Source organism: Streptomyces sp. NPDC048275 (assembly GCF_040652275.1).
Taxonomy (GTDB): domain Bacteria; phylum Actinomycetota; class Actinomycetes; order Streptomycetales; family Streptomycetaceae; genus Streptomyces.
In genome coordinates, this window is the sequence record NZ_JBEZLR010000089.1 from 16,474 (window position 1) to 41,420 (window position 24,947).

The following is a 24,947-nucleotide window of genomic DNA, read 5'->3' on the forward strand; positions in this document are numbered from 1 at the left end:
AGACAGAAGGTGACTACCCCATGAGCAGCGTCGAAGATAGGAACAAGGCCGTCATCCGTGAAGCTTTCGACGCTCTGTTCAACAAGCGGGACTACGCCGCTGCCGAGCGGTTCTGGTCCCCCGACTACATCCAGCACAGCGCTCGCATCGAGCCCGGCCGGGAGGGGCTCTTCGACCTGGTCAAGGGCCTCCCGGCGGAGCTGAGGCACGAATGCGAGCTGATCATGGCGGAAGGGGACATGGTCATGGTGCGCGGGCGCTTCTCAGGGCACGGGCAGTCCGCCCCGTGGATCGCCGCCGACTTCCTGCGCATGGAGGACGGCATCCTGGCGGAGCACTGGGATGTGATCGAGGAGGAAGCCTCCCGACAACAATCCCTGAGCGGCCTGCCGATGTACGGCGACAACTTCCCCGAGGAGCGCTGAAGATGAGTACCTATCGAGTCGCGCAGGTGACCGCCCCGAACGGCACGTTCGAACTCGCCGAGCGCGAGGTGCCACAGCCAGGTTCCGGCCAGGTCAGGATCGCCGTGGAGGCATGCGGTGTCTGCCACACTGACGCGGCTTTCGTGAGCGGCGGGCTACCGGGCGTGTCGTTCCCCGAGGTTCCCGGGCACGAGATCGCCGGGCACATCGAGGAGCTGGGCGAAGGCGCTCAGGACCGCGGCTGGCAGGTCGGCGACCGGGTCGCGGTCGGCTGGTTCGGCGGCAGCTGCGGGCACTGCAAGCCCTGCCGGGAGGGCGACTTCATCGTCTGCCGGAACCTGAAGGTCCCCGGGTGGACATACGACGGAGGATTCGCCGAGAAGGTGACCGCGCCCGTCGACGCGCTGGCCCGGATCCCCGACGCGGTGTCGGCGAGCGACGCGGGGCCGATGGCCTGCGCGGGCGTGACCGTCTTCAACGGGCTGCGGCGCAGCTCCGCCCGGCCCGGAGATCTGGTCGCGGTGCTCGGCCTCGGCGGCCTCGGGCACCTCGGGGTGCAGTACGCGGTCGCGATGGGCTTCGAGACCGTGGCGATCGCCCGCGGCCCCGAGAAGGCCGCCTTCGCCAAGCAACTGGGAGCCCACCACTACATCGACAGCACCTCCGGCACGCCGGTCGCAGAGGCCCTGCAGTCCCTCGGCGGCGCCAAGGTCGTCCTGGCCACCGCCGGGAACTCCGAGGCCATCACGGCCACCGTGGACGGCCTGGCCCCCCGCGGGGAGCTCGTGGTCATCGGAGCGGACACCGCGCAGCTGGGCATCAACCCGGCCCAGCTGCTCATGGGCGCCTACATCGTCCGCGGCCACCCGGCCGGCACCTCGCAGGACGTCGAGGACACCTTGGCGTTCAGCGCGCTGCACGGCATCCGGCCGATGACCGAGACCGTGCCACTGGACCGTGCGGACGAGGCCTACCAGAAGATGCTCGCCGGCAAGGCCCGCTTCCGGATGGTGCTCACGGTCGGCTGACACCCGTCAGCCGGTACGGCTCTCCAGTCATCCCGCCTCGGCCGATTCCCTGGCGCTCGATGGTGAGTTGCCGGTGTCCAGCTCGCCGTGCCGGCGCACGACTTGGAGGACCTGGCCGGCATCGGTTGGTCGAGGTGGCGGAAGGCGGCCGGTTTGAGGCGGCGGATCTCCATGCGTCCTGGCTGGCTGGCCAGCTGCCGCCGCCTCAAGCACACGAGCGAGGTGGGTCTGCCCTCGGAATCAGGGCCACGGCGGATCGCGCCGTCTGCTCGAGCGTCGCCGCGTCGACATCCGCCTTGGCGATGGAATCGATGCCCCGGATGACGCTCAGCAGCAGATACCCCAGAGCCGAGGAGTCGACATGGTCGGCCACTTCCCCTGCGTCCTGGGCGTCGCGGATCGCGGCCGCGAGGACGCCGGCGAGGTCGTCGAACGCACGGCGGGCCGTCTGTGCCACCTCCTCGTCCTCACCGGCGCGGTCCGCGGTGACCTTGGTGAGGAAGCATCCACGGTGGGGCGACTCGCCTGCGAAGGTGCTGGCGAGGGAGACGAGGTAGCGCTCGAGTCGCGCCACCGGCGAGGCAAGCACCGCTTCCGGGCCGCCCTGCAGCTGCTCGCGGGCCTGGGCGACGAGGTCCTGGCAGTAGTCGGAGAAGACACGCACGTACAGGTCGTGCTTGTTGCCGAACGCCTTGTAGATGCTGCCCTTGCCCAGCCCGGTCGCTTCCATGAGGTCATAGGTGGACGTGCCGGCAAATCCGGTCGTCCAGAACCGGTCGCGTACGACATTCAGCACAACGGCCTCGTCGAAGCCTCGCTTTCTCCCCATACCTCCTAGGGTACACATTGTGGTCCGCCTGGACCACAACGACTGGCGACCCGCTCGCCACGCGCGACATCCTCCCGGCCGCGCCCCCGCCCGGGCGAGGAAATACGGGCCCCGCCCCTGCCGGGCCCGCACAACCGTTCCCGTTACAACGCACCCAACATCACACCCGCACACTCCGCCGGGCATCTAAACTCCTTTTTGCATTTGGACACCAAAAGAGGTTTGGTCTACTTTAGAGACCACACTCGATTCGACATACCAAGGAGTCCCAGATGCCCCAGGTTGCCGTCCCCCAGCCGCGCGTAGTTGTTGCCTTCCACTCCGGATACGGACACACCGCCGTCCTCGCCGAGGCGGTCCACCACGGTGCCGAGAAGGCCGGCGCGCACGTGACGCTCGTCGCGGTGGACACCGTCACCGACGAGCAGTGGCACCAGCTGGACACGGCCGACGCGGTGATCTTCGGGTCGCCGACCTATATGGGCGGCGCCTCCGCGGGCTTCCACGCGTTCGCCGAGGCCAGCAGCGGCAGATACCTCAACGGCACCTGGGCGGACAAGATCGCCGCCGGCTTCACCAACTCCGCCTCCAAGAGCGGGGACAAGCTCAACACGCTGAACTTCCTGGCCGCCTTCGCCGCCCAGCACCGCATGATCTGGGTGGGCCTGGGACTGGCTCCGGGCTGGAACGCCCTCCAGGCCAGCGAAAACGACCTCAACCGGCTCGGCTTCTGGGTCGGTGCGGGCGCCCAGACCCCCCAGGACGGTGGCATCGAGACGGTGCACGAAGCCGACATCGCCACCGCCGAACACCTCGGGGCGCGGGTCACCGCCCAGGCCGCCGCCCTTACCGCCGGCCGGGCCGCCCTGGCCGAAGTCACTGCCTGACCCGTCCCGGCACCCCCATCCCCGGTGCCTCCGGGGGCCTTCTGGTGAAGAGCGTCTCTGGAACTCTTAAGGATCCTGGGTTGTCGCGTGGTCCCGAGGGGTGGAAGCGGTAACGAGCGCGGACGAGTCCGGGCCGATCCTTGAGCAGAGCCCGTATGCGGCGTCACTGGCGGTGACGCGATGCCGGGGCGTCCGGACTACCTCCGGCTCTTTCGAGCGGGGGGACCCTGGGATCGCCGCACAGTCGGAGACCCTGGATGCCCGGCGTCGCCGGCACCGTCCCGGACACCGGCCGGCAAACCCGCACACTCACCCTGCACGAACGGCGGACGGCTCGTCGAGCGGCTGCTCGACGAGGGGAAGTGGTTCCACCACTACCGCTTCGATGACCCCGGCCCGATTCCGGTGGCCGACTTCACCGCCTCGATCGCGGTTGTCGAGGACGGACCGGACCGGTCTGCGATCGAGTGAGCGGGGTCCTTCGAGCCTGTCCCCGGCGTCCCCGCCGACGAGGCCGCGGCCGCAGTGGGCGGCTTCTACCAGGCGCGCCTGGACCGCATCACTGCCTTGCTCGGCACCATACGGCGGAACAGCCCACGCGGACCGGTACCGGGTCACTCACCGCCGGAGTCGGCTCGCATCCCCTGGGCGGAGGCGTGGCGCTGGTCGTAGGCGATGCGGGCCGCGTGCACACGCGCGGCCCGCTTCTCGGTCCAGGAACACAGGGCCCGGGTCTCCTCGGCGATCTCACTGCCGAGGTCGGTCAGCCCGTACAGCACCAAAGGCGGCGAGACCTCGGGGTCGACGCTGCGCAGGACCAGGCCGTCGCGTTCGAGCGTCCGCAGGGTCTGCGACAGCATCTTGCGACTGATCCCACCCAGGGACCGCTGCAGTTCCGAGTACCGCTGGGCACCACGCTCACGCAGGCTCGCCAGCATCAGCAGGGCCCACTTGTCGGCCAGGTTCACAAAGACATCACGACTGGGACAGGCCGCATCGAGGATGTCCATCGGCCGGTCCGGGTCGATGGACACTGACCGCTCCTGCTCTACCATGACCACATTCTATACCAGGAAACCAAGAGTCCTCATAAACTCTTTCGGAGTCATGGTCTCCAGTGGGCCTTGCCGAGTGAAAGCTCATGGCCCTCGGGCAGCCGGTAGATCCTGAGGAGGCCCGTCGGCCAGTACTCGCCTCGATGCGGTCCGTGCCTGCGGTGCGAAGACGGCCGCAACCTGCGGTGGAAGCGACCCGGGCGGCGGCCTGCCCGCTCGGAGCCCATGCCGCTGCGGGCGGCACGGGCCAGTTCACCGGCCGAGGGCCGCGTGGCCGCCACCGCCGGGATGCGGCCGGCCGGGCGCTTTCACCTCCACGCGCATCGGCTCGCCAAGCCGGTCGTTGTGACGTCGGAGCAGACCGCCCATCCACCAAGGCCAGAATCTCCACCATTTCGCCTATTCGGATAGGTTTGTCTATATCTTTCCTTGCCGGATTGCAGGTGGGAGACGATGTCGGGCGAGAGCAGGTGGGCCCAGCACACGCAGGCGGCGGAAGGCGCCCCCTGCGGCGCCCCGGCACAGGCTCCTCACTCCCCCTTGCCGCCCGCACACAGTGCGGATGTGAACGCTTACGACATGCTGCGGCTCGGACTGAACCGCGCGGTGGCAGTGGCTCAGGCCGTGGGCGGCATGGTGCACCTCGGACCGCTTGGGAGCAGCTGCCTGTACTTGGCGGTGGGGAGCGACTTCGAGGGGCCGGCGACGCAGCGCTGGGAAGAGGTCGACCGCCGCTCGCCGGAGGCTCCCGCCTACGCGGTGCGCACGAACGCCCCGGCATGGACGGCGCCGACGAGCCCCGAATTCGCCGCGTCCTTGTCCGGCGTGCCCGCAGAAGCCGGACTGCTCTCGGTTCCGGTACCGGCCTCGGGCGAGCCCCTCGGCGCGCTGTCCGTCTTCACCCGTATGCCGGAGGAGCCGGCACTGCACCAGCAACTGACGGCCGTGGCAGGCTGGATCGCCGACTGTCTGCGCGGCAGTCCGGAACCTCCTCAACCCGAGGATGCGGGGCGCCCGGCCGGCTGCGACACCGCGGGACTCCCCGTCGGATTCTGGGGCTGGGATTTCGGTACCGGCACGGTGATCTGGGATGGTGCCGCGCTCGGCATCCTGGGGATCGACTCGAAGGGGTTCGACGGGCGGATCCGTACCTGGCGGCGGCTGGTCCACCCGCAGGATCTGCCGCAGGTGCTGGCCCGGGCCGACGAGGCCATCCGCGCCCGCACGCCCTACCAGGCGGAGTTTCGGGTCCGCCAGCCGGATACCGGCATGCGCCGGGTGGAGGTCCGGGGCCAGACGTCGAGTGCCGACGACGGCTCCGGCCCTCGCCTGGCCGGGATCGTGCGTGACATCACCTCAGGCCACCTGGCCAAGGAATCGGCGGAGCGAGCCCTGTGGCTCATGCACGGCGGATTCCTGGCCGTCGACCGCACCTGGCGGATCATCTTTGCCGATCCGGACGCCGAGCGCCTCCTTGCCCCGTCACGGCAGTTGCTCGGGCAGGTGCTGTGGGATGCGGTTCCCGCGCTGCGCTCGCCCGGCATGGAGGAAGCCGGCAGGCAGGCAGCGGCCGAGGGCAGACCGACCGAGCTGGACATACGCTCGGACACCGGCCGACGGCTGCATGTGCGACTGGCCCCGTTGCCGGACGGCCTGACCCTGTGCATCACCGACATCAGCAGCACCCGGTGCCGGGAAGAGGCCGCCGCCGAGGGCGCTGCCGTCGAGCGCACGATGCGAATCGTGGAGCTGACCCGAGCCCTTGCCGGTGCGGTCACCGGACATGACGTGGCCGATGTCATGGCCACCCACATGGTGCCCCTGTTCGACGCCAAAGGCGTCGGCGTCTGGGCTCACGAAAACGGCCGAGCGTTTCTGATGGGCAGTGCCGGCCAATCCGAGGAGAGCCTCCGCCGGTTCGAAGGCGCCCGCATCGCAGAGCTTCCGGCGTCCGCCCAAGCCTTCATCGAGGGCACTTTGGACTTCATCTCCTCCGCGGAGGAGTTCATCAGCCGCTTCCCGGCGCTTGCCGACCTGCCCGCTGCGAGCGGGGCCCAGGCGTGGGCGGTCCTGCCGCTGATCGCCTCCGGGCGCGCCGTGGGCGCTTCCTGTGTCATCTATGAGCGTCCGCACTCCTTCAGCAACGAGGAACGCACCCTGTTCACAGCGATGAGTGGCATGGTCGCCCAGGCCATGGAGCGCGCCCGGCTGTACGACGCCGAGCACCGCCGGGCCCAGGAATTCCAGCGCGGTCTGCTCCCGCGGCGCCTGCCCGCCCTGCCCGCTGTGACCACCGCCGCCCGCTACCAGCCCACCGGCGACGGCACGGATGTCGGCGGCGATTGGTACGACGTCATCCCGCTGTCGGCCGAGCAGGTTGCCCTGGTCATCGGAGACGTCATGGGTCACGGCCTGTCCGAGGCTGTCACCATGGGCCGCCTGCGCACCGCGGTCCGTACCCTTGCCGATCTCGAGCAGCCCCTGGACGAGCTCTTCTTCCACCTCAACGAAGTCGTCAGCGGCCTCGGGGACGACTTCTACGCCACCTGCCTGTGCATCGTCTACGACCCGGCCGGCCGCATGTGTCAGGCCATCACCGCCGGCCATCCTCCGCCCGTAATCCTCCGGCCCGACGGAACCAGCTACTTCCCCGACCTGCCCGTCAACTCCCCGCTCGGTGCCGCCACCCCGCCCTTCGACACAGCCGAGTTCAGCCTGCCCGACGGCGCAATCCTCGCGCTCTACACCGACGGCCTCGTCGAATCCGGCGGACTGGACATCACCGAAGGCATGGGCCGCCTCGCCCGCCACCTTCACCCCGCCCATCCTCAGATGACAGAGACCCTCGACGACCTGTGCGACCGCCTGATCACCACCCTGCTGCCCGACCAGCGCAGCCGCGATGACAGCGCACTGCTCGTCGCCCGCACCCACGCGCTGGCTCCCGAGGACATCTCCTGCCGGCAGCTGCAAGACGACCCCACAGCCGCCGGCCAGGCCCGCGCGCATGTCCGGGCCCAGCTCGCCGCCTGGAACCTGGACGAGCTGATCATGACCACCGAACTCGTCGCCAGCGAGCTCGTCGGCAATGTCGTCCGCCACGCAAGAGGACCGATCGCCCTGCGGCTGCTGCGCGGCCGAACCCTCACTTGCGAAGTCGCAGACGCCAGCCCCGCGATGCCCAGAATCCGTCGAGCGGCCGACACCGACGAGAACGGCCGCGGGCTCCAGCTGATCGCCGCGGTGACCAGCCGGTGGGGCGCCCGCTACACAGCGTCCGGCAAGTGCATCTGGACCGAGCAGCCCCTGCCCACCGACCCGCTTGGTGAGCGAGTCTCGTACGAGTCCGTATGAGGCGGGTTCCCCGTCCCGATGCAAGACGTCGACCAGCCTGCGTGCCCGCCAGACGTGCCGCTCCCGGCAACCTGCGCGCTTGCCGGGTCAGCGGCGTGTGTTGACGCGGTGCTGTGCGAGCAGCCCGAGGGCTGCGACGGCCAGGATGACGACGCCGTAGCCGAGGACGGTGGCCAGCAGGCCGGCCGGAGCGATCAGGAGTCCTGCGATGATCGCCGGCACTCCGAAGCTCAGATAGGCGACCAGGTAGACAGATGCGAAGAGTCCTGCTCTCTGGTGGGGCTGTGCGAGCGGGGCGATGGTGCGGATGGCGCCGGAGAACGAGGCGCCGAAGCCCACGCCGCCGATGATGCCTCCCACCCACAGCAGCGAGAGCATTCCAGCGGCGACACCGGCCTCGATCACCGCGGTTCCCAGCAGCACACCCGCACCGCCGACGAAGATGGTGCGGCGTGCTGTCAGACGGCCGAGGAACAGGCCGGCCACGGCGGCTGCCGCAGGCTCGACGAAGGCCGTGGCACCGTTCAGGAGACCGCTGTGCAGGCCCAGCAGGTCCCGGATGATGGTGGGCACGAGCCCCATGAACAGTCCGGCCAGCATCCATGCGGCCATGTGAACGGGAATACCCGCCAGGAACTCCCGACGTGCGGCCGGGGGGACCGAGACACGGGGAATCAGGGCGCGTGCCGCTCCGGGACGGGGGGAGACGGTCTCCGCCGAGAACGCGGCGACGCCCGTGCCGACGGCCATGACCACCGCGAGGGCCGAGAACACGATCACCGTCGCGTGGCTGCTGAACTGGACCGCCGCGCCGGTCAGCAGGGCACCCAGGCCCAGTCCGCCCGCCGGAGCGATGCTGGTGATGATGGTGCCCAGTTTCCTGTGGCGTTCTGGAGCATGTTCCACGACCGAGGCCGAGAAGGCGCTCGTGGCTGCGCCGGTGGCGATGCCCTGGACGGTGCGGGCCGCGATCACCCAGCCGATGTCCGAAGCGAAGACGAACATGAGCATCGCCCCGAGCTCCACCAGAAGCGACCCGACCAGGACAGGCCGGCGACCGATGTGGTCGGACAGCGATCCGGCGACCAGCAGAGCCGCCAGCAGGCCGAGCGCGTACGAAGCAAAAGCAACCGTCAGCACCCAGGCGGGGAAATGCCACTGCTGCTCGAAGACGACCAGCAGCGGCGTGGGCGCGCCTGCGGCCACGTAGAGCGCTGCGAAGACGCCGGCCGACCCGGCGAACGCCGTGGAGGAAGGGAGCAGCCTGCGGGACCGGCCGGGGTCAGAGGCCGCGAGGCCAGGGCTGAGGTCATGGCTTGATTCGGTGAGGGACACCTCAGAGCCTCCTAAGGCAAAACTTTGTGCGTTAGCTTCACCGTAAACCCGGAGGAGTCTTAATGCCAAGCGGTGTGCGTTACAATAGGGTGCATGGTTGCAGAATCGTCCCCGCGGCGGCGCACCGGCGGCCGCAGCGCCCTGGTGCTGACATCGATCAGGAAGGCCGTCGAGGAACTGATCGCCGAACGGGGCAGTGACGCCGTCACCATCCCCATGGTCGCGGAGCGTGCGGGAGTGAATCACTCGAGCATCTACCGACGGTGGGGCGACGCGCGGACCATGATCAATGACCTGGCGACGTACCGGCTCGACCCAGACCGCGGCCTTCCCGACACCGGAGACCTGCGTGCCGATCTGACCGCATGGGCACAGGAGATGCTCAGCCACTACAGCATCTCGGTGAACGCCGCCCTCTTGCGAGGCGGGGCCGCCGCAGCCGGTGAGAGCGAGTCGGACTGCCTGCGCGACCGGCGGGCGGAAGCAGCCGGCTTCGCCGCACGGCCCGGCAGCACCTTCAGCGGCGACGAGGTCATCGACCGGCTGGTGGCCCCCATCATCTACCGGGTCATCTTCCTGCCCTGGACGCTGCCCGAGGTGGATGTGCGTACCTACGTCGACGAACTCTGCAACCGATCCAACTGATCCCCACCTCGGGAACCGGCGATACCGGTTGCAGTCTTCGCCGCCCTCGGGTCGCCCCCGTCCAGGAGCCCGGCGAGCGCGGCACACAGATCAGGTGCGGCTTTGGTGCCGCCCTTGCGGCGAAACCGGCCAACGCCATTCCGGGCGCAGTCCTCGGACGCAGTCCTCGGGCGCCTGGCGGCATCTCGTCTCGTCGATCCGCACCCAGCCCTCGTCGCACTGGGCGAGGATTCGCCTTTCCTCCTTCGTGCGCGACGGCCGAGCTTGATGTGGTGTCACAGCCATACCCCTCGACACGCGCGGCTCCGAGTGGTGCGCGACGCGACCCAGGGGGTGGCTGCCGAGAGGGAAGGCACAGGGCCCGCCGCTGAGGCGGGGTGCCGGTCAGACGGCCTGGCCGAGTGCCCGGAACTGAGCGTCGGACACGGCCACCTGCGCGGCCTGGGTGTTCTCCTCCAGGTGAGCCACGCGCGAGGTACCGGGGATGGGCAGCATCACCGGGGAGCGCCGCAGCAGCCAGGCCAGGGCCAGCTGGGAGGGGCTCGCGCCGAGCTCCTTGGCGAGAGTGTCCAGCGGGCCGCCCGGGCGCGCCAGCTGGCCCGTGGCGATCGGGAACCACGGGATGAAGCCCAGGTTCTCCCGCTCGGCGTACTCCAGGACGTCCTCGGCACCGCGATTGGCCAGGTTGTACAGGTTCTGCACGGAGACGATGTCCGCGATCTTCCTGGCCTCCTCGATCTGCTTGACGGTCACCTCCGACAGGCCGATGTGGCGGATCTTGCCTTCCCGCTGCAGCAGGAGCAGCTCACCGACCTGGTCGGCCAGTGGGACCTTGGGGTCGATCCGGTGCAGCTGGTAGAGGTCGATCCGCTCCACACCCAGGTGGCGCAGGCTCAGTTCGGTCTGCTGCCGCAGGTACTCGGGGCGGCCGAGCGCGCGCCAGTCCCCCGGGCCCGAGCGTGACAGCCCGCCCTTGGTGGCGATCACCAGGCCCTGCGGGTACGGGTGCAGGGCCTTGCGGATGAGCTGCTCGCTGACGAACGGGCCGTAGGAGTCGGCGGTGTCGATGAAGTTCACGCCCAGCTCGACGGCCCGGCGCAGCACCCGTACGGCCTCCTCGGGGTCCTCGGGATCCCCCCACACCCCCGGGCCCGTCAGCTGCATCGCACCGTAACCGAGCCGGTTGACCGGCAGGTCGCCGCCGAGGCGGAAGACCCCGGAGGCGTCGGCGGGGCGTGCGGTTTCCTGTGCCATGGCCTGTACTCCCTCATCGAATGAATGTCCGGCGTGATGCCAGTGCTTGCGCGGGCAGGCCGGGTCGCTCACTTCCGGGACCACCGGCCCGACACGTGGCCGCCGGTTCTGCCTCACGCCTCCAGCGGTGGGTAATCGGTGTAGCCGGCGGCGTCCGCACCGTAGATGAGGTCCTGCTTCAGTTCGGCGAGCGGCGTATGGGAGGCGAACCGGGCAGGCAGATCGGGGTTGGCGATGAACGGCTGCCCGTAGGCGACCAGATCGGCCAGGTCGTCGGCCAGGACCGTGTTCCCTCGGTGCTGGTCGAACCCGACGTTCGCGATGACGGTGCCTTGATAGACCTTCCGGAAGTGCCGGAACATGCCATCGTCGGCCAGCTCCTCCAACGGCCCTCCGGCAGGGTCGGCCATCATCCCCATGAGCAGAAGATGTGACAGTTCATAGTCGTTGAGCCGACCGAGCACGTACTCGCCGTCAGCCAGCGCCTCGAGCCCGGAGACAAATTCTCCCGTCTCGGACCAGGCGGGTCCGGCCTTCACCCCCACGCGCCGCAGGTCGACAAACTCGCCGACGGCTTCGATGATCTCGAAGAGGAAGCGGGCGCGGTTCTCGATCGAGCCCCCGTAGCGGTCCGTGCGCACATTGGTGCGGGGATTCAGGAACTGGCTGATCAGATAGTTGAAGCCTGCCTGCAGCTGCACACCGTCGAATCCTGCCGCCATGGCGTTGCGAGCCGCCGTCGCATAGTCGGCGACCGTCTGCCGGACATCGTGCGCCGACATCGCCATGGGCTCCACGGTCGGCTTGCGACCACCCGACGTCGGGGCCAGCAGCCCCGGGTTGACGGCCGAAGGCGCAAGAGGCGGGCGACCCTCGAAGAAATCGGGGTGCGAAGCGGACCCGGTGTGCCACAGCTGAGCGAATATGACACCACCCGCGAGGTGGACCGCGTCCGTCACCTGCTTCCAGTGGGCGACCTGCTCGTCGGTGAACAGCCCCGGGACGTCATGCCATCCGACCGCGTCGCGGCTGATCCACACACCCTCGGAAATGATCAGACCGGCCGACGCCCGCTGAGCGTAGTACTCGGCGTGGAGATCAGTGGGCAGCAGATCGCGGTTGCGTGCACGACTCCGCGTCAACGGGGCCATGACCACGCGGTTCGCCAGGGAGAGGTCCCGCATCCGGTACGGCAGAAGCAGAGACTGATTCAAACTCATATTCGATTCTCCTGACGCGAGGCCGAGGGTCGGCAGGTCCTGGGCGGCCGCGACACCTCGCGCGGCACCGACCTTTAACGCACGGATATGCGCTTTAGGTCGATGGTAGCACTCGTGCGCCCTAACGCAAATAACTGTGCTCCAAGGTGGCCCTCCCCATCGGCGGCCCGCACACGTGGATCACCGTGGAGATGTTGGCGAGCCCGGCCTTGCGGCAACTGGACAAGGTCTCCGGCGCCGGCCAAAAGGGGACGCCGATCCGGCGATCGGACCACGGGGCAACCCCAAGGCACTCAAGGCGGGGCCGACTTGCGCTGCTCCCAGGCGCGCGTGCAGCTGATAGACGGCATACGCTGGCGCACCCGCGCTGGTGCTCCCTGGCGGGACGGCCCGAGCGGTACGGCCCGTGGGAGACGGTCTACGGCCTGTTCCGGCGTTGGCAACGGGACGGCACCTGGCATCGCATCTTCGAGCAACTGCAGGCCCGGGCCGACGCCGAGGGACTGATTACCTGGGACGTCTCGGTGGACTCGACCATCGCCCGCACCCACCAGCATGCGGCGGGTGCCCGCAAAAAGGGGATCTGCAGGTCGAGCCGCCAGGTGGTGTCTTCACCGAGCCTGCCGATCACGGGCTCGGACGCTCCCGGGGCGGGCTGACGACCAAGCTCCATCTGACGGTCGAGCAGGCCCAGAAGCCGATGTCACTTGTGATCACGGCCGGGCAGCGCGGTGACTCCCCGCAGTTCCAGGTGGTCCTGGGCCGTATCCGGGTGCCCAGGCTCGGACCGGGCCGCCCGCGCACCCGGCCGGACAAGGTTCGGGCCGACAAGGCGTACGGCTCCCGCGCGAACCGCGCCTACCTGCGCAAGCGTGGTATCCACTGCACCATCCCGGAGAAGCGCGACCAGATCGCCAACCGCAAGAAACACGGCCCCCACGGCGGCCGGCCGCCGAAGTTCGACACGGCCAACTACAAAGACGCCACGCGGTGGAGTGCGGAATCAATCACCTCAAGCACCACCGCGCGGTCGCCACGAGATACGACAAGCTCGCCGTCCGCTACGAAGCGACCGTGCCGGGTCGCAGCCATCAACGAATGGCTGTGACCAGCACTTTCGAAACGCGCCCTAACGCGGCGGTGTACTCGTGCCGCGGTCAGGCAACAGAGATCTCGGTGAGGTCGATGGCGACGAGGACCGGCTCGGGCAGGACCCGCGCATCTTCCTGAATGGGCAGGACGTACCGGTGGGTGGGGAAGACCAGTCCCGACGCCGTTACGTGCTTTTCGCACAGATGCGCAGCCGGCGCGCCGCCGAGCACCTCGGCAGCGTAGTCATGACGGCGCAGCAGCCCGGCGGTGTTGTAGTAGAAGTCCTGTTCTCTGGCGTGTGTTGCGAGAGCATCGGGGAAGGTCGCCCGGAGCCGTCGCCAGTTCTCGCCGGCTTCCTGCCAGGGCTCCAGTTCCTCCACTGCAACGCCGGGGCGCGTCAGCAGGTAGGGGGCCGTGAGGTAGTTCCACATGGCGTAGCCCGCGAAGTACAGCACGTGGAGCTCGTCCCAGGGGGTGTCCGGGCCGTGGCCGGCGAAGGCTTCGCGTGGGGAGGTCCGCTCGGCCACGACCTCACCCTCCCTCCCCTCGATCGCGACTCGGCCGGGCGTGAACACGCCGCGCAGTCCCGGGCCGGTGAAGCCGTCGAAGACCACGCGCTGCTGCTGCACGTCAACGGTCATGTCTGCCGTGGCGAGGATTCCCTGCCGGCCGCGGAGGGTCCACAGGAGTCCGCCTATGGACCCCTTGGCGTGGATGGTTTTGGCTTCTTGCCACCGCCGGAGGCCGCCATGGGCCTCAAGAACAAGATCCAATAGGTTCGTCATGGGTAGGTCTCCGTGGTGGGTGACGCTGCCTGTGTGCCGATCTTGCTGCGGCGTTCGCCTGTGGCGCGCGTTCGGCGTGCATGCGGCGGAAGCCGCTGAGGTCGGCGGGGCCTGGCCGGGGTCGGTGTCGGGTCTTTGCGTCGGGCGCCGCCGCGGAGTGCGTACCCGAGCCGTCGCGTCGCCGGCCGGGTCAGGCCTGCCGGTCGGCCAAGCCGGCCTGCGGGTTGGTGAACATGGGGTTGCCTGCCACGGTGTCCTCCGCGGCCACCTCGTCCTGCAGGACGTCCCAGTGCTCCACTACCAGGCCGTCTTCGAAGCGGAAGATGTCGATCCCGAGGAGGGGCTTGTCGGACCCTCCGGAGTACCGGCCGTGGACCATGACCAGGTCTCCTTCGGCGATGATCGCTCCCGGCTCGTAGCGGGTGGCGTCGGGCAGATCGGCGATGAACCCGCGCAGCCCGGCCTTGGCCGGCGGGATGAACGGGTTGTGCTGCACGTAGTCCGGGTGCAGGTACCGGTCCAGCGCGGCGAAATCCTTGGAGCTGAACGCGGTCGTCAGGAACTCAAGGATGACGGCCTTGTTCCGCTCCGTCTGAGTCTGGTGCATCGGAATCCTCCACTAGGTTTGTTGACCGATTGGACCACTATGAAACACGATGTGGTCCAATCGGTCAACAAATCGCCTATGCGGATCTCAGTCGCAAGACGGCCTCAGGCAGCCTCCGGAAAGGCAAGATCCACATGAGGTCAGAAAGCGGCCGACGCCACTCGTGAGTGCACTCGCACACGCACTCCGCAGACGGCACGAGGAACGGTCCACCCGGCGCCCGGCATCCCAGGAAACTCCGACTGAATCGATCAGACCTCCCAGCATCGCAATGGGGCTGGCGCTATCAAGCTCCGTGATGCATCCGAGTACCGGCCTGCTCGCCGATCCATGACTCGGCGAAGCGTGTCCATGTCGATGCTTCTCCAGCCCCATGGGCAAGGCCCAGGCTGTGGGGGCCGTGGGGGAAGACGTGCACCGTGTGGGGCACATTGTCGGCGGCCAACGCCTCAGCGAGGCGATAGGTGTGCTCAGGCGGAACGTAAAAATCCTCCGCCGTGTGCCAGAGGAAGAACGGAGGAGACGACGGAGTCACCAGCGCGTCGAGCGAGGTCGAACGACGCAACTCCGGCGACGCGTCCTCACCCAGCAGAATGAGCTGCGAAGGGCGGTACGTCTCGGTCTCCATCGACGTGATCGCGTAGCCGAGAACAGCGAACTGAACCGATGTCCGCTCGTCAGCGTTCGGAGCGAGGGCTGCCAGGCCCGCGAGGTGCCCACCGGCCGAGAAGCCCACGACCCCGATCGTGTCGGCCCCCTTGTCCCGTAGGCGCCGGATCTCGGTCTGAAGTGCCGCGAGCGGCGCTGGATGCCGTGTGTTGAGCGGATACCGGAAAACGCTCGCCTCCAAGCCCAATCCTTCGAGCCAATCGACGATCGGCTGGGCCTCGTGCTCGGCGTGCACCTCGTAGCCGCCTCCTGGCAACACGATCACATGCACAGACATCTCATCGTCCTCTTTCCTTGCCGAGGAGTGCACCACGTGGCTGACGTTTTCGTCATTGGCGTAGGGGTGACCGCCGATGCCCCACCCGCCGATTGATCATGGCCGTGCGCCGGGGATCTCGGTGTCCGGGCGGGGCCGGGGGACATCGGCGTCCCGGGGACGCAATCCGATGGTCTGCACGTAGAAAGTGCCCTCCGCTTGGACCGACAGAACCTCTCAGCAAGGTTCATCGTCCCAGGCCAGGAAGGCACATTCGCGTTTTCGCCCCATCAGCTGCCGTCCCCAGATGAAACGGCGAGGTCGCCGGCCTGCTGCTGTCCGCCACGTCCTTCGTCGACGACGAGAAGCGCGCCCGAGCCGGCCGGCGCAAGCCCGTCGACCACGTCGAGCCGGAACCCGACGGCTCGCACCTGGTCGAGCTGTGGAACCGTCGTCGGGGCTTCTACCGGGACGGCGAGGAGGCCGCCCTCACCCGGTACGTGGTCGACGCGCTCACCGTGCTGGAGCGGGCGGAGGAGGGCCATGAGGCGGTGCACCGCTACCGCATGGAGGAACGGCTGCCGTACGCCACCGCCCGCACGCTCGCGGTCTCTGCGCCCCCGGGGACCACTACTGCCTGCCGGGCCTGGAGAAGTTCGCCGCCGCGCTCGGCTGCGGGACCCGGGTCCTGTCCTGCGGTCATGTCCCCGTCCCGGAGCAACTCCCCGAGGAGTTCGCCGAGGTCATCCTGGAGTGGGTGTCGGCGGCCTGAGGGCGCCACCCGAACCCTCGCCCGCCCAGCCCTGACCCGCCGTTCCCCCGCCCCCCGTGCGGTCCCATGTCGTGGCCGTGACCCCACGCTCGCGCAGCACCGCCTTGCGGACCTTGCCCGTCTCGGTGAGGGGCAGCTCCGGGACGGTGTCGATGTAGCGGGGAACGGCGAAGGCCGGCAGTTCGCGCTCGCACTGGCGCACCAGGTCGAGGGGATCGAGTGCGAGACCCGGCCGTGGCACCACCGCCACCATCACCTCGTCCTCGGCGAGCTCGGAGGCCACGGGGAAGGCCGCGGCGTCGGCGACCGCGGGATGTGCGCGGATCGCCGACTCCACCTCGGACGAGGAGATGTTCTCGCCGCGGCGCCGGATGACGTCCTTGACGCGGTCGACGAAGCGGAACCAGCCGTCGGGTTCCCGGATCACCCGGTCGCCGGTGCGTCGCCAGGCGGCGGGGTTCGGTTCGGGCTCCCCCAGGTATCCGGTGGAGAAGGCGAATCGCCGATGGCTGCGGACGACCAGTTCGCCGGGCGTGCCGTCCGCAACGGGAGCGAGGTGTTCGTCGACCACGCGCGCGGAGAAGCCCTCGCGCAGGGTGCCGACGTAGCCGGGCCGCTGGTCCTCGGGGGTCGATCCGATGACGAGGTTCGTCTCCGTGGAGCCGAAGCCGTCGACGAGCGTGACCCCGAAGCGCTCGCGGAACGGCTGCCAGGCGGTCTGCGGGGTGGCCGGTGAGAGGCCACGCCACGCCCCGTGCGCACGGTCCCGGGGGCCGGGCGTCTGGGCGAGAAGCATCGGCACCATCGCGCCGAGCAGATAGACGGCGGTGGCGCCGGACTCCGCCACCCGGTCCCAGTACCGCGTCGCGGAGAACCGCTCGTCGATGCTGCAGGCCGCGCCCACGGTCAGGGCGTGGGCCAGCGTGTTGAGGGCGTTGGTGTGGAAGAGCGGGAGACAGGTGTACAGGACGTCGTCGGCGGTGAGCCGCAGCGAGTCCGCCACGTTGCTGCCCCACCGGACGGTCTGGGCGTGGGGGCAGCGCACACCACGCGCCGGTCCCGTGGTGCCCGAGGTGAACAGAATGAAGGCGGTGTCGTACGGACGTACCCGGGCCGGCGGCAGCATGCGAGCCTGGCCCGGCGCCGGGATGTCGTCCTCGCCCACGGTCCACAGCGTGCCCCGGAAGCCGGCCTCGACGGCACGCCCCGCCGTTTCGGGCTCCGCGAGCAGGTATCCCGGATCCGCCTCGCGCAGGACGTGCCGCAGCCCGGCTGCGCGCAGAGCGGTGTTGAGGGGGACCAGCACCGCGCCGAGCCAGGCGCAGCCGAGGATCAGGTCGACCAGCTCGATCCTGTTGCCGGCCATGGCGGCGACGTGGTCGCCCGGTCCGCAGCCGCGCGCCGCGAGCGCTCCCGCCGTCTGCGCCGCCGCCGTACGGGACTGCTCGTACGTCCGTGTCACGTCCCCGACGCGCAGGAAGACGCGGTCGCCGAACTCCTCGGCGGCCGCGTCGAGGAGTCCGGCAAGCGTGCCGGGAGGGGGCTTGGGACGGGGGCCGGGACCGCGTCCGGTCACCGCAGGACCCCGGCGTCCCGCAGGAGTTGGATCCGCTCCACCGAATACCCCGCCACCTTGCTCAGTACGGAATCGGTGTCGGCGCCCAGTACGGGCGCGGGTTCGCGGATGCCACCGGGTGTGCGGGTGAGGCGAAGGGGGACGCCCTCGTGGAGGAAGGCTCCGGCGACCGGGTGCTCTGCGCGGACGTAGAAGCCGCGGGCCCGCAGCTGCGGGTCGTGCTCGACGAGTTCGCGGCCGTCCTGGACGGCTCCGGCGGGGACACCGTGTGCCTGGAGCAGTTCGGCGGCGGCGTCGGCCGGCAGGGTGCGGGTCCATGCGCCGAGAGCGCCGTCGACGAGGGCAAAGGCGTGTCTGCGGGCCGGTGCCGTGCGCGTCCGCTCGTCGGTGGCGAGTTCGGGGCGGCCGATCACCTCGCACAGCGCCGCCCACTCGGTGTCGTCGCGCACGCTGACGGCCAGCCAGCGGTCGTCGCCCAGGCACCGGTAGACGCCCTGCGGGCTCCATGTGGGGTGGGTGTTTCCGGCGGGTTCCTTACCCGGCCCGGCGAGCAGGCTGGTGCCCATGTGGGCGGCGATCGCCTCCAGTTGGGACAGGTCGATGTGCTGGCCCCGGCCGGTTCGGGTGCGGTGTTCCAGCGCGGCGAGCGTGCCGAGCGCCGCCTGCAGGCCGGCGACGATGTCTCCGTGGCCGTAGATCACCCCGACCACCTCGTCCGGTCCCCAGCCGGTCAGCCCGGTCAGCCCGCCGCTCGCCGAGACGGTGTCGGCGTACGAGACCCAGCCGTTGCGCGGTCCGGTGTGCCCCATGCCGGACATGCTCACGTACACGATCCCCGGGTTGATGCGGCGCAGTTCCTCGTAGCCCAGGCCGAGCTTGGTCATGACCGTGGAGCTGAAGTTCTCCACGAGGACGTCGCAGCGGGCGATGAGATCGCGCAGTACCTCGACGCCTTCGGCGGTGCGGGTGTCGAGCGCGAGGCTGCGTTTGTTGCGGTTGACGTCGTTGAAGTAGCCGTTGGTGTTCGGGTCCGTGTGGGGGCCCCGGGAGAGGTGCATGAAGGGGGCGAAGCGGGTGGGGTCGGGGCGGCCCGCGGACTCGACCTTGATCACTTCGGCGCCGTGGTCGGCCAGGATCTTGGTGCAGTACGGCCCGGCCAGCACCCAGGTCAGGTCGAGGACGCGGATGCCGTGGAGGGCGGGGCGTACCGAGTCCTGTGGGTGCGCAACCGGAGGCGCCGGACGGTGTTCGCCGAGCACGTCCTGGTCCGCGCCCAGGCCGGATACGTCCAGCTCTTGGATCCGGCGGCCTTCCGGAAACGCGAAGGGAAAGCCCAGGTCGGTCCGCTCGCCCTCGGCTGTCCGTACCCGCGTGAAGAAGCCGCGGGCCGCGAGCTGCGGGTTGTCGGGAAGTTCGTGGGGCAGGTCGACGGCGGCCCAGGGCAGCTTCCTGGCCTGGGCCCGCTGCGCGAACTCGGCCTTCGGCCACCTGCCCACGAAGTCCTGGACGACCTTGAAGACGTGCTCCTGGTGCTTCTTGCGCTCGACCGGGTCCTGCCAGCGCGGCTCCGCGAGGTCGGCCGCCGCACCCTCCTCGCGCAGCCAGTCGAGCAGCGCGTCCCACATGCGCGGGCTGCCGCCGAGCCCGCCGCCCAAGTAGCCGTCGGCGGCCCGGAACAGGCCGTGCGGAACCAGCGGATGGACGCGGCCCGGGCGCGGCGGCACCCGGTCCTCGTGCAGATAGGCGAGGGTTCCGGCCTCCAGGGCCGCCGCGACGCACGCCTGCGCGGAGACGTCGACGAGTTGTCCGGGACCGGTGCGTCGGGCACGCAGGCCGAGCAGGGCGGCGATCGCCGCGTTGACGCCCGCGAGTTGCTCGGCCTGCTGCTCCGGGAGCCGCAGCGGTGGGCCGTCGGGGTCGCCGACCTGTGCGAGCATCCCGCCCAGCGCGGCCACCACGAGGTCGGTGCCCTGCCAGTCGCTGCGCGGGCCGACCAGCCCGAACGGGGTGACCCGTACGTGGACGAGGTGGTCGAGGCCCTCGGTGTCCGGCTTGGCGCCCGCGGTGGTCCCGTCGAGCAGGACGTCGGCGCCCTCGATCAGGCGGCGCAGTCCGGCGGCGCCGTCGGGCGTGGCGGTATCGAGGGTCACGGAGCGTTTTCCGGCGTGCCAGTGGACGAAGGCGTCCCCGCCTCGCTCGTGTCGGGTCGGGTCTCCTTGCGGGGGCTCGACGAGGATCACCTCGTAGCCGAGTCCGACCAGCAGCCTGCCCGCGAACCGGGCGAACGGCCCGGAGAGTTCGACGACGCGCAGCACATTTCCTCCCGGAGGCTCAGTGGTGGCGCTGGTTCAGGAAACCGGTGACCACGCTGTGGTAGTCGTAGGGCCGTTCCTCCTGCGGGTGGTGGGAGGCCTCGCTCATCACGTGCAGGTTGCCCTTGGGGATCATGCGGGCCAGCATCAGCGGATAGTCGGGGGTCAGGAACGCGTCGTGCATGCCCCACAGGAAGAGCGTCGGCGCGGTGATCCGGCCGAGTGCGGCGGTGAGGTCCTGCCAGTCGCCGCGCGGGTTGTCGGAGGCGCCGGCCAGCGCGGTCTCCTCGGGGTCGAGGCTCTGTTCGTAGCGCAGGGTCACGGTGGCGTCGGGGACGGCGTCGGGGTCGTACCACTCCAGGCGGGCGATGAGCTGGCGCATCTTCTGCCAGGAGGGGCCGGTGCCGCCGTAGTACACGTCGCGGGCGTTGCGGCCACGGCGGCCGCCTTCCGGCAGGGGGGCGAGAGGACCGTAGAAGACGGGCATGCTGCCGGTGATCACCAACGACCGTACGCGCTCGGGGTATGTGGCGGCCAGGTTGAGCGCGATGGTGCCGCCCCACGAGTTGCAGACGAAGTCGGCGCGCTCGATGCCGAGTTCGTCGAGCAGGGCGACGGTCTTGGCCGCGTGATAGTCCCACATGGGGCCCTCGATGACGGGCTTGGCGGACTTGCCGTACTGCAGGATGTCGACGAGCAGGCACCGGCGGTCCACCGCGAACAGGGGTGCCACCTGCCCGAAGTCCGACCAGCCGGTGCAGCCGGGGCCGCCGCCGTGCAGGAACACGACCGAGCTGCCCTCCCCCAGTTCGACGTAGTGGTACTTGACGCCGTCCGCTTGCGCGTAGGCGCCTTCCGGGGGCGCCTGGATGTCCATGAGGTCCATGTCCCGATGGTGTGGCGGCGGCGATCTTTGCCCAAGCGGATCGGTCCGCTGAGCGGGCCGGTTCCGTGGCCGTCCTACGGTGCCGTCCCTACCGTCCGGACTCTGGCGGAACAACCTGAGTGGAAAGGCGGCGCATGACCGCGTTGGAGCTGGCCGAGAAGCGGGCCCGGGCCGTGCTGGGGCAGTGGGAACACCGCTGTCTCGGTGTCGTACGGGCCGAGGACGCGGCCGAGTTCGCACGGGCGGCCGGCGAGAGCGATCCGCGGCTCGTCGACCCGGGGCACGCCGACTTCACCGTCCACCCGATGTACGCGGTCAGCCTGCTGCGCGCGGCGCCGGGCGCCGACTCCGCGGAGTTCCGGCCGGACGGCATGTACCGCGACGAGGTGCCCGGCACCGACGGACTCGGCGTCCGCCTGATGGCGGGCGGCCAGGACGTGCGCTGGACGGGCGAGGTGCGGGTCGGCGACCGGATCGAGATGCGGCGCGCCCTGACCGCCGTGGAGCGCAAGAGCGCGGGATTCGTGCTGCTGACGGTCGAGAAGACGTACGGCACCGCGCGGGACACACTGATCGAGGTCACAGAGAGGTTCATCGTCCGATGACGGTTCACACGGGGCAGCCGGTGCGGCCGGTCGAGTTCACCGCCGACGCGATCACCCTCCTGCGTTTCGGCGCGGTCACCCGCAATGCCCACCGCATCCACTACGACGCCGACTTCGCCCGCTCCGAGGGGCTGAGCGGTCCGGTCGTCATGGCGCAGCTCCACGGCTGTCTGTTCCACCGGGCCGCCGCGCAGTTCGCGGGGGCGGGCGGGCAGGTGCGGGAGGTGGGCTGGCAGAACCGGGCACCGGCGTGCGCCGGTGACCGGCTGGTGGTGACCGGTTCCGTACGGGCGGTGGACACGGTCAGCGGTGAGATCACCCTGGATCTGATCGAGCGCTGCGGCCCCGGCGACGTGGTGTGCTGCCGGGGCCGTGCGGTGGTCGTCCTGGGCTGAGGCGGGGCGTCGGGATCCGCGAATCGGCTTGTCAGGCCGTGAGCATGAGGGCTTCGAGGCGGGAGGTGCGGGTGCCGCCGAGCGGGGTGCCGGTCAGCCATCGGTCGATGCGGATGATGTTGAGCGCGGTGGCAGCGAAGACGTGGCCGAGACGGGTCGTGTGCAGGTTTCGGTAGCGGGTGCGGCGCAGGCCCCTGTCGAACCACGTCGGTGGATCAAGGCTTAGCGACGGGTAGTTGACCCCAGGTCCAGCACCACCTTTCCGACCGCCTCCCCGGTGCGCAGCCTCTCTGCGGCCTCGGCCAGCGCGTCGAGGCCGTGGCGTTCGATCTCCAGGGTCAGTGCCCCCGTCCGTAGATCCGCCAGCAGCCCCTCCGCGTCCGCCGCGACCTCCTTGCCCCGCGACATCAGGTTCACCGGCAGCAGCGACACGTCGGCCAGCAGGAAGTCCGCGAGGTCCACGCCGAATTCACGTCCCGCGGTGTAGCCGACCAGCGCGGCGCGGCCGCGCGGGCGGACGAGCGGGAGGGCGTCGCGGAGCACCGGGCCGCCCACCGTGTCGATGAGCACGTCGACCTGTCCGCCCACCGACTCCACGGACATCTCGGCGGCGAGGACGGGCTTGGCGGGAGCCGGGACATGGGCGAGCTTGGCCGGCCGGCCGACCACGCCGACCACCTCGGCCCCGGCCCGCGCGGCGACCTGCACGGTCAGTGCCCCGACCGCGCCCGCCGCCCCGGTCACCAGCACCCGCTCCCCCGCCCGTACGGCCGCGACCGCGTGCACCGCCGCCCACGCCGTGCCCGCCGGTGAGAACCAACTGCACGCCAGGGCGGGGTCCGTGCCCTCCTCGACCACCTCCACCGCGGCGTCCGGCACGAGTGCGTGCTCCGCCCAGCAGCCGTCCCGCCGCAGGCCCAGCCCCTTCCCGCCGAGCCTGACGAGGCTGCCCTCGGGGTGGGTGTCCGAGGCGAGGACCACCCCGCATCCCGTGGTACCCGGCACCGCCGGCAGGTCCGGGAGGATCCCGAACCTGCCGTCCACGACGTTCAGATCGAGGTGGCCCACCTGAGCCGCCCGCATCCGTACAAGGGTGTGGCCTGGCCGCGACTCGGGCACCGCTCGCTCCACCAGCCGGGGCAGCGAACCGAACCGCTCCAGAACCAGGGCGCGTGAAATACCGACCGTCACAGTTTCACTCCGTATCGACGCAAGACCCGGGACGCCACGATCCGCAGTACGCGGTCGAAGACGAACCCGAGGATTCCCAAGGTGATGATTCCGACGAAGACCCAGTCGATCCGCCCGTAGTTGCGGGAGGTCCAGATCAACGAACCGAGCCCGACCTGCGCGGCGACGATCTCGGCGGAGACGATGGTCAGAAAGCTGTTGCCCATGGCGAGGCGTGCCCCGGTGACGATGTGCGGCACGGTCGACGGCAGCACGATCCCCCGCAGGATCTGGCGGCGGCTCGCGCCCAGATTCTCCGCCGCGCGCAGCTTCGAGTCGCTCACCGCCATCACGCCGGCGCTCGTGTTCACCGTGACGATGAAGACGGCCGTGTAGAAGATCAGGACGACCTTCGACGACTCCCCGATGCCCAGCCACACCACCGCCAGGGTCACGAACGCGACCGGCGGGATGAAGCGGAAGAACTCGATGTAGGGCTCCAGGAGTTGGCGTACCACCGGGATCTGCCCGACGAGCAGTCCCACCGGTACGCCGACGAGCACGCCGAGTCCCCAGCCGATCAGGATCCGGCGGCTGGAGGCGATGATGGAGTTGGTGAGGGTGCCGTCCGCGGCCAGCTCGCGCGCCGCGGAGAGGGTGTCTGTCGGGGAGGCGACCAGCGAGGGGCCGTACTTCATCGCCAGCAACTGCCAGACACCGACGCCGATGAGGACGGAAAGGGTGTACATGCCGAGCGTGCGCAGCCGCCGTACGCTCGCCCAGGCCGGGTGCCGCTCGGTCCCCTGGCCGGCGGGGGCCTGCGCCGTGGCGACGGTCATCGGAGGTCCTCCTCGGGGTCGAGTCCCTGGTCGCGCAGTGCCTTGCGTACCTCTTCGCCGATGTCCTCCCGCAGAGCGCGGCGCAGTTCGACGGCGGCCGGGTCGGCCTCGTCCCTGGGCCTGGGCAGGTCCACCGGGTAGACGGACTTCACCGAGGCGGCCGGACCGGCGGTCATGACGGCGATCCGGTCGGCCAGCAGGATCGCCTCGTCGATGTCGTGGGTGACGAAGACGACGGTGCAGCCCGAGGCGCGCCAGATGCGGTCGGTCTCCTCCTGCATGACCTGCCGGGTCTGCGCGTCGAGCGCCCCGAACGGCTCGTCCATGAGCACCACACTCGGTTCGTTGGCCAGCACGCGGGCGATCTGCACCCGCTGCCGCATGCCTCCGCTGAGCTGGCCCGGGAAGCGGTCCGCGCAGTGGCGCAGCCCGACCAGGCCGAGGTACTCGTCGGCCAGTTTCGCCTGCTGTGCGCGCGAGGCGCCGCGCATCCGTGGTCCGAACGCCACGTTCTGGCGCACCGTCATCCAGTCGAAGAGTGCCTCGCTGCTCTGGAAGACCATGCCCAGTTCCGGGTCGGGGCCGGTGATCGGGGCTCCGTCGGCGCAGAGGGTGCCGGTGTCCACGGTCACGAAGCCCGCCATGGCGGACAGCAGGGTGGACTTGCCGCAGCCGCTCGGGCCGAGCAGACAGAGGAACTCACCGGCGGCGATGTCCAGGCAGATGTTCCGGACGGCCTGGAAGGAGTCGAAGCGGATGCCGACGCCGTCGGCGGACAGGGCCGCGCCACGGCCACGGGCCTGTGGGAGGGGGGTTCGATCTGCTCTCCAACGAGTGTCCATAAGTGTCCTTTAGGTGTCATGAGTGATGTATGATCAGGTGCATGAACCTGACGGAATGGGCTCGCGCGCAGGGGATCGCCCCGCGTACTGCGTACCGCTGGTTCCGTGA

Annotated in this window: 24 protein-coding genes; 8 read left to right on the top strand and 16 right to left on the bottom strand. The window is 69.8% G+C overall.

The window, feature by feature from the left end:
- Window positions 1-20: 20 nt before the first annotated feature.
- Together AB0D57_RS36340 and AB0D57_RS36345 are read left to right on the top strand one after the other, a co-directional pair.
- On the top strand, window positions 21-425 hold the full coding sequence (locus tag AB0D57_RS36340) for an ester cyclase (protein WP_362083343.1): 405 nt from the start codon (window positions 21-23) through the stop codon (window positions 423-425).
- Window positions 426-427: 2 nt separating this feature from the next.
- Complete coding sequence (locus AB0D57_RS36345) at window positions 428-1,453, top strand: alcohol dehydrogenase (protein WP_362083346.1); 1,026 nt, start codon at window positions 428-430, stop codon at window positions 1,451-1,453.
- A 205-nt stretch (window positions 1,454-1,658) separates the two neighbouring features.
- Here AB0D57_RS36345 and AB0D57_RS36350 read toward each other — a convergent pair whose 3' ends face one another.
- Window positions 1,659-2,282, bottom strand: a complete 624-nt coding sequence (locus tag AB0D57_RS36350; RefSeq protein WP_362083349.1) for a TetR/AcrR family transcriptional regulator — start codon at window positions 2,280-2,282, stop codon at window positions 1,659-1,661.
- 272 nt (window positions 2,283-2,554) lie between these two features.
- Here AB0D57_RS36350 and AB0D57_RS36355 point away from each other — a divergent pair, with 272 nt between their 5' ends.
- Window positions 2,555-3,169 carry a flavodoxin family protein gene (locus AB0D57_RS36355; RefSeq protein ID WP_362083352.1) on the top strand — a complete coding sequence of 205 codons (615 nt, stop codon included), beginning with the start codon at window positions 2,555-2,557 and terminating at the stop codon, window positions 3,167-3,169.
- Window positions 3,170-3,783: 614 nt separating this feature from the next.
- Here AB0D57_RS36355 and AB0D57_RS36360 read toward each other — a convergent pair.
- Window positions 3,784-4,224 carry a helix-turn-helix domain-containing protein gene (locus AB0D57_RS36360; protein ID WP_362083355.1) on the bottom strand — a complete coding sequence of 147 codons (441 nt, stop codon included), beginning with the start codon at window positions 4,222-4,224 and terminating at the stop codon, window positions 3,784-3,786.
- A gap of 564 nt (window positions 4,225-4,788) precedes the next feature.
- Here AB0D57_RS36360 and AB0D57_RS36365 point away from each other — a divergent pair.
- Entirely contained in the window at window positions 4,789-7,578 is a 2,790-nt protein-coding gene (locus tag AB0D57_RS36365) for a SpoIIE family protein phosphatase (protein ID WP_362083358.1), read from the top strand.
- Window positions 7,579-7,665: 87 nt separating this feature from the next.
- Here the strand turns inward: AB0D57_RS36365 and AB0D57_RS36370 are convergent, their stop codons facing one another.
- Window positions 7,666-8,913: an MFS transporter gene (locus tag AB0D57_RS36370; protein WP_362083361.1), complete on the bottom strand. Its 1,248-nt coding sequence runs from the start codon at window positions 8,911-8,913 to the stop codon at window positions 7,666-7,668.
- Window positions 8,914-9,006: 93 nt separating this feature from the next.
- On the opposite strand from AB0D57_RS36370, the gene AB0D57_RS36375 reads away from it, so the two are divergent.
- Window positions 9,007-9,558 carry a TetR/AcrR family transcriptional regulator gene (locus AB0D57_RS36375; RefSeq protein WP_362083364.1) on the top strand — a complete coding sequence of 184 codons (552 nt, stop codon included), beginning with the start codon at window positions 9,007-9,009 and terminating at the stop codon, window positions 9,556-9,558.
- A 384-nt stretch (window positions 9,559-9,942) separates the two neighbouring features.
- Here the strand turns inward: AB0D57_RS36375 and AB0D57_RS36380 are convergent, their stop codons facing one another.
- Both AB0D57_RS36380 and AB0D57_RS36385 read right to left on the bottom strand, forming a co-directional pair.
- Window positions 9,943-10,812: an aldo/keto reductase gene (locus AB0D57_RS36380; RefSeq protein WP_362083367.1), complete on the bottom strand. Its 870-nt coding sequence runs from the start codon at window positions 10,810-10,812 to the stop codon at window positions 9,943-9,945.
- A gap of 113 nt (window positions 10,813-10,925) precedes the next feature.
- Window positions 10,926-12,032, bottom strand: coding sequence for an alkene reductase (locus tag AB0D57_RS36385; RefSeq protein ID WP_362083370.1), 1,107 nt, complete (start codon window positions 12,030-12,032; stop codon window positions 10,926-10,928).
- A gap of 406 nt (window positions 12,033-12,438) precedes the next feature.
- On the opposite strand from AB0D57_RS36385, the gene AB0D57_RS36390 reads away from it, so the two are divergent.
- Window positions 12,439-13,140, top strand: coding sequence for a transposase (locus AB0D57_RS36390; RefSeq protein ID WP_362083373.1), 702 nt, complete (start codon window positions 12,439-12,441; stop codon window positions 13,138-13,140).
- Between the two features lie 49 nt (window positions 13,141-13,189).
- Here AB0D57_RS36390 and AB0D57_RS36395 read toward each other — a convergent pair whose 3' ends face one another.
- The 8 genes from AB0D57_RS36395 to AB0D57_RS36430 all read right to left on the bottom strand — a co-directional run bounded on the left by AB0D57_RS36395 (window position 13,190) and on the right by AB0D57_RS36430 (window position 20,987).
- Window positions 13,190-13,909 carry a hypothetical protein gene (locus AB0D57_RS36395; protein WP_362083376.1) on the bottom strand — a complete coding sequence of 240 codons (720 nt, stop codon included), beginning with the start codon at window positions 13,907-13,909 and terminating at the stop codon, window positions 13,190-13,192.
- A 190-nt stretch (window positions 13,910-14,099) separates the two neighbouring features.
- Window positions 14,100-14,516 (bottom strand): nuclear transport factor 2 family protein, encoded by a 417-nt coding sequence (locus tag AB0D57_RS36400; RefSeq protein ID WP_362083379.1) that lies wholly within the window; start codon window positions 14,514-14,516, stop codon window positions 14,100-14,102.
- Between the two features lie 286 nt (window positions 14,517-14,802).
- Window positions 14,803-15,462, bottom strand: coding sequence for an alpha/beta hydrolase (locus AB0D57_RS36405; RefSeq protein ID WP_362083382.1), 660 nt, complete (start codon window positions 15,460-15,462; stop codon window positions 14,803-14,805).
- A 269-nt stretch (window positions 15,463-15,731) separates the two neighbouring features.
- Window positions 15,732-15,986, bottom strand: a complete 255-nt coding sequence (locus AB0D57_RS36410) for a hypothetical protein (RefSeq protein ID WP_362083385.1) — start codon at window positions 15,984-15,986, stop codon at window positions 15,732-15,734.
- A 14-nt stretch (window positions 15,987-16,000) separates the two neighbouring features.
- Window positions 16,001-16,144, bottom strand: a complete 144-nt coding sequence (locus AB0D57_RS36415) for a hypothetical protein (RefSeq protein WP_362083388.1) — start codon at window positions 16,142-16,144, stop codon at window positions 16,001-16,003.
- A 40-nt stretch (window positions 16,145-16,184) separates the two neighbouring features.
- Window positions 16,185-17,789: an AMP-binding protein gene (locus tag AB0D57_RS36420; RefSeq protein WP_362083391.1), complete on the bottom strand. Its 1,605-nt coding sequence runs from the start codon at window positions 17,787-17,789 to the stop codon at window positions 16,185-16,187.
- Window positions 17,786-20,104, bottom strand: coding sequence for a CoA transferase (locus AB0D57_RS36425; RefSeq protein ID WP_362083393.1), 2,319 nt, complete (start codon window positions 20,102-20,104; stop codon window positions 17,786-17,788). The genes AB0D57_RS36420 and AB0D57_RS36425 overlap by 4 nt, the downstream gene beginning before the upstream one ends.
- Window positions 20,105-20,120: 16 nt before the next feature.
- Window positions 20,121-20,987, bottom strand: coding sequence for an alpha/beta hydrolase (locus AB0D57_RS36430; RefSeq protein WP_362083396.1), 867 nt, complete (start codon window positions 20,985-20,987; stop codon window positions 20,121-20,123).
- A gap of 134 nt (window positions 20,988-21,121) precedes the next feature.
- Here AB0D57_RS36430 and AB0D57_RS36435 point away from each other — a divergent pair, with 134 nt between their 5' ends.
- Window positions 21,122-21,592, top strand: a complete 471-nt coding sequence (locus AB0D57_RS36435; RefSeq protein ID WP_362083399.1) for a MaoC family dehydratase N-terminal domain-containing protein — start codon at window positions 21,122-21,124, stop codon at window positions 21,590-21,592.
- The gene (locus tag AB0D57_RS36440) at window positions 21,589-21,987 is read left to right on the top strand and encodes an acyl dehydratase (protein ID WP_362083402.1); all 399 of its coding nucleotides are present in this window, start codon (window positions 21,589-21,591) and stop codon (window positions 21,985-21,987) included. The genes AB0D57_RS36435 and AB0D57_RS36440 overlap by 4 nt, the downstream gene beginning before the upstream one ends.
- Window positions 21,988-22,209: 222 nt before the next feature.
- Here AB0D57_RS36440 and AB0D57_RS36445 read toward each other — a convergent pair whose 3' ends face one another.
- The 3 genes from AB0D57_RS36445 to AB0D57_RS36455 are packed head-to-tail and all read right to left on the bottom strand — an operon-like array spanning window position 22,210 to window position 24,838.
- Entirely contained in the window at window positions 22,210-23,178 is a 969-nt protein-coding gene (locus AB0D57_RS36445) for a zinc-binding alcohol dehydrogenase family protein (protein ID WP_362083405.1), read from the bottom strand.
- Window positions 23,175-23,996 (bottom strand): ABC transporter permease, encoded by an 822-nt coding sequence (locus AB0D57_RS36450; RefSeq protein WP_362083408.1) that lies wholly within the window; start codon window positions 23,994-23,996, stop codon window positions 23,175-23,177. Before AB0D57_RS36450 ends, AB0D57_RS36445 begins: the two co-directional genes overlap by 4 nt.
- On the bottom strand, window positions 23,993-24,838 hold the full coding sequence (locus AB0D57_RS36455) for an ABC transporter ATP-binding protein (protein ID WP_362083411.1): 846 nt from the start codon (window positions 24,836-24,838) through the stop codon (window positions 23,993-23,995). Before AB0D57_RS36455 ends, AB0D57_RS36450 begins: the two co-directional genes overlap by 4 nt.
- Between the last annotated feature and the right edge of the window lie 109 nt (window positions 24,839-24,947).

Coding starts and splice junctions, on each gene's coding strand:
- AB0D57_RS36350 (WP_362083349.1), bottom strand. CDS start 2,282: ATGGGGAGAAAGCGAGGCTTCGACGAGGCCGTTGTGCTGAATGTCGTA.
- AB0D57_RS36430 (WP_362083396.1), bottom strand. CDS start 20,987: ATGGACCTCATGGACATCCAGGCGCCCCCGGAAGGCGCCTACGCGCAA.
- AB0D57_RS36380 (WP_362083367.1), bottom strand. CDS start 10,812: ATGGCACAGGAAACCGCACGCCCCGCCGACGCCTCCGGGGTCTTCCGC.
- AB0D57_RS36375 (WP_362083364.1), top strand. CDS start 9,007: ATGGTTGCAGAATCGTCCCCGCGGCGGCGCACCGGCGGCCGCAGCGCC.
- AB0D57_RS36355 (WP_362083352.1), top strand. CDS start 2,555: ATGCCCCAGGTTGCCGTCCCCCAGCCGCGCGTAGTTGTTGCCTTCCAC.
- AB0D57_RS36455 (WP_362083411.1), bottom strand. CDS start 24,838: ATGGACACTCGTTGGAGAGCAGATCGAACCCCCCTCCCACAGGCCCGT.
- AB0D57_RS36360 (WP_362083355.1), bottom strand. CDS start 4,224: ATGGTAGAGCAGGAGCGGTCAGTGTCCATCGACCCGGACCGGCCGATG.
- AB0D57_RS36435 (WP_362083399.1), top strand. CDS start 21,122: ATGACCGCGTTGGAGCTGGCCGAGAAGCGGGCCCGGGCCGTGCTGGGG.
- AB0D57_RS36405 (WP_362083382.1), bottom strand. CDS start 15,462: ATGTCTGTGCATGTGATCGTGTTGCCAGGAGGCGGCTACGAGGTGCAC.
- AB0D57_RS36450 (WP_362083408.1), bottom strand. CDS start 23,996: ATGACCGTCGCCACGGCGCAGGCCCCCGCCGGCCAGGGGACCGAGCGG.
- AB0D57_RS36440 (WP_362083402.1), top strand. CDS start 21,589: ATGACGGTTCACACGGGGCAGCCGGTGCGGCCGGTCGAGTTCACCGCC.
- AB0D57_RS36345 (WP_362083346.1), top strand. CDS start 428: ATGAGTACCTATCGAGTCGCGCAGGTGACCGCCCCGAACGGCACGTTC.
- AB0D57_RS36400 (WP_362083379.1), bottom strand. CDS start 14,516: ATGCACCAGACTCAGACGGAGCGGAACAAGGCCGTCATCCTTGAGTTC.
- AB0D57_RS36410 (WP_362083385.1), bottom strand. CDS start 15,986: ATGGCCCTCCTCCGCCCGCTCCAGCACGGTGAGCGCGTCGACCACGTA.
- AB0D57_RS36415 (WP_362083388.1), bottom strand. CDS start 16,144: ATGACCGCAGGACAGGACCCGGGTCCCGCAGCCGAGCGCGGCGGCGAA.
- AB0D57_RS36385 (WP_362083370.1), bottom strand. CDS start 12,032: ATGAGTTTGAATCAGTCTCTGCTTCTGCCGTACCGGATGCGGGACCTC.
- AB0D57_RS36340 (WP_362083343.1), top strand. CDS start 21: ATGAGCAGCGTCGAAGATAGGAACAAGGCCGTCATCCGTGAAGCTTTC.
- AB0D57_RS36395 (WP_362083376.1), bottom strand. CDS start 13,909: ATGACGAACCTATTGGATCTTGTTCTTGAGGCCCATGGCGGCCTCCGG.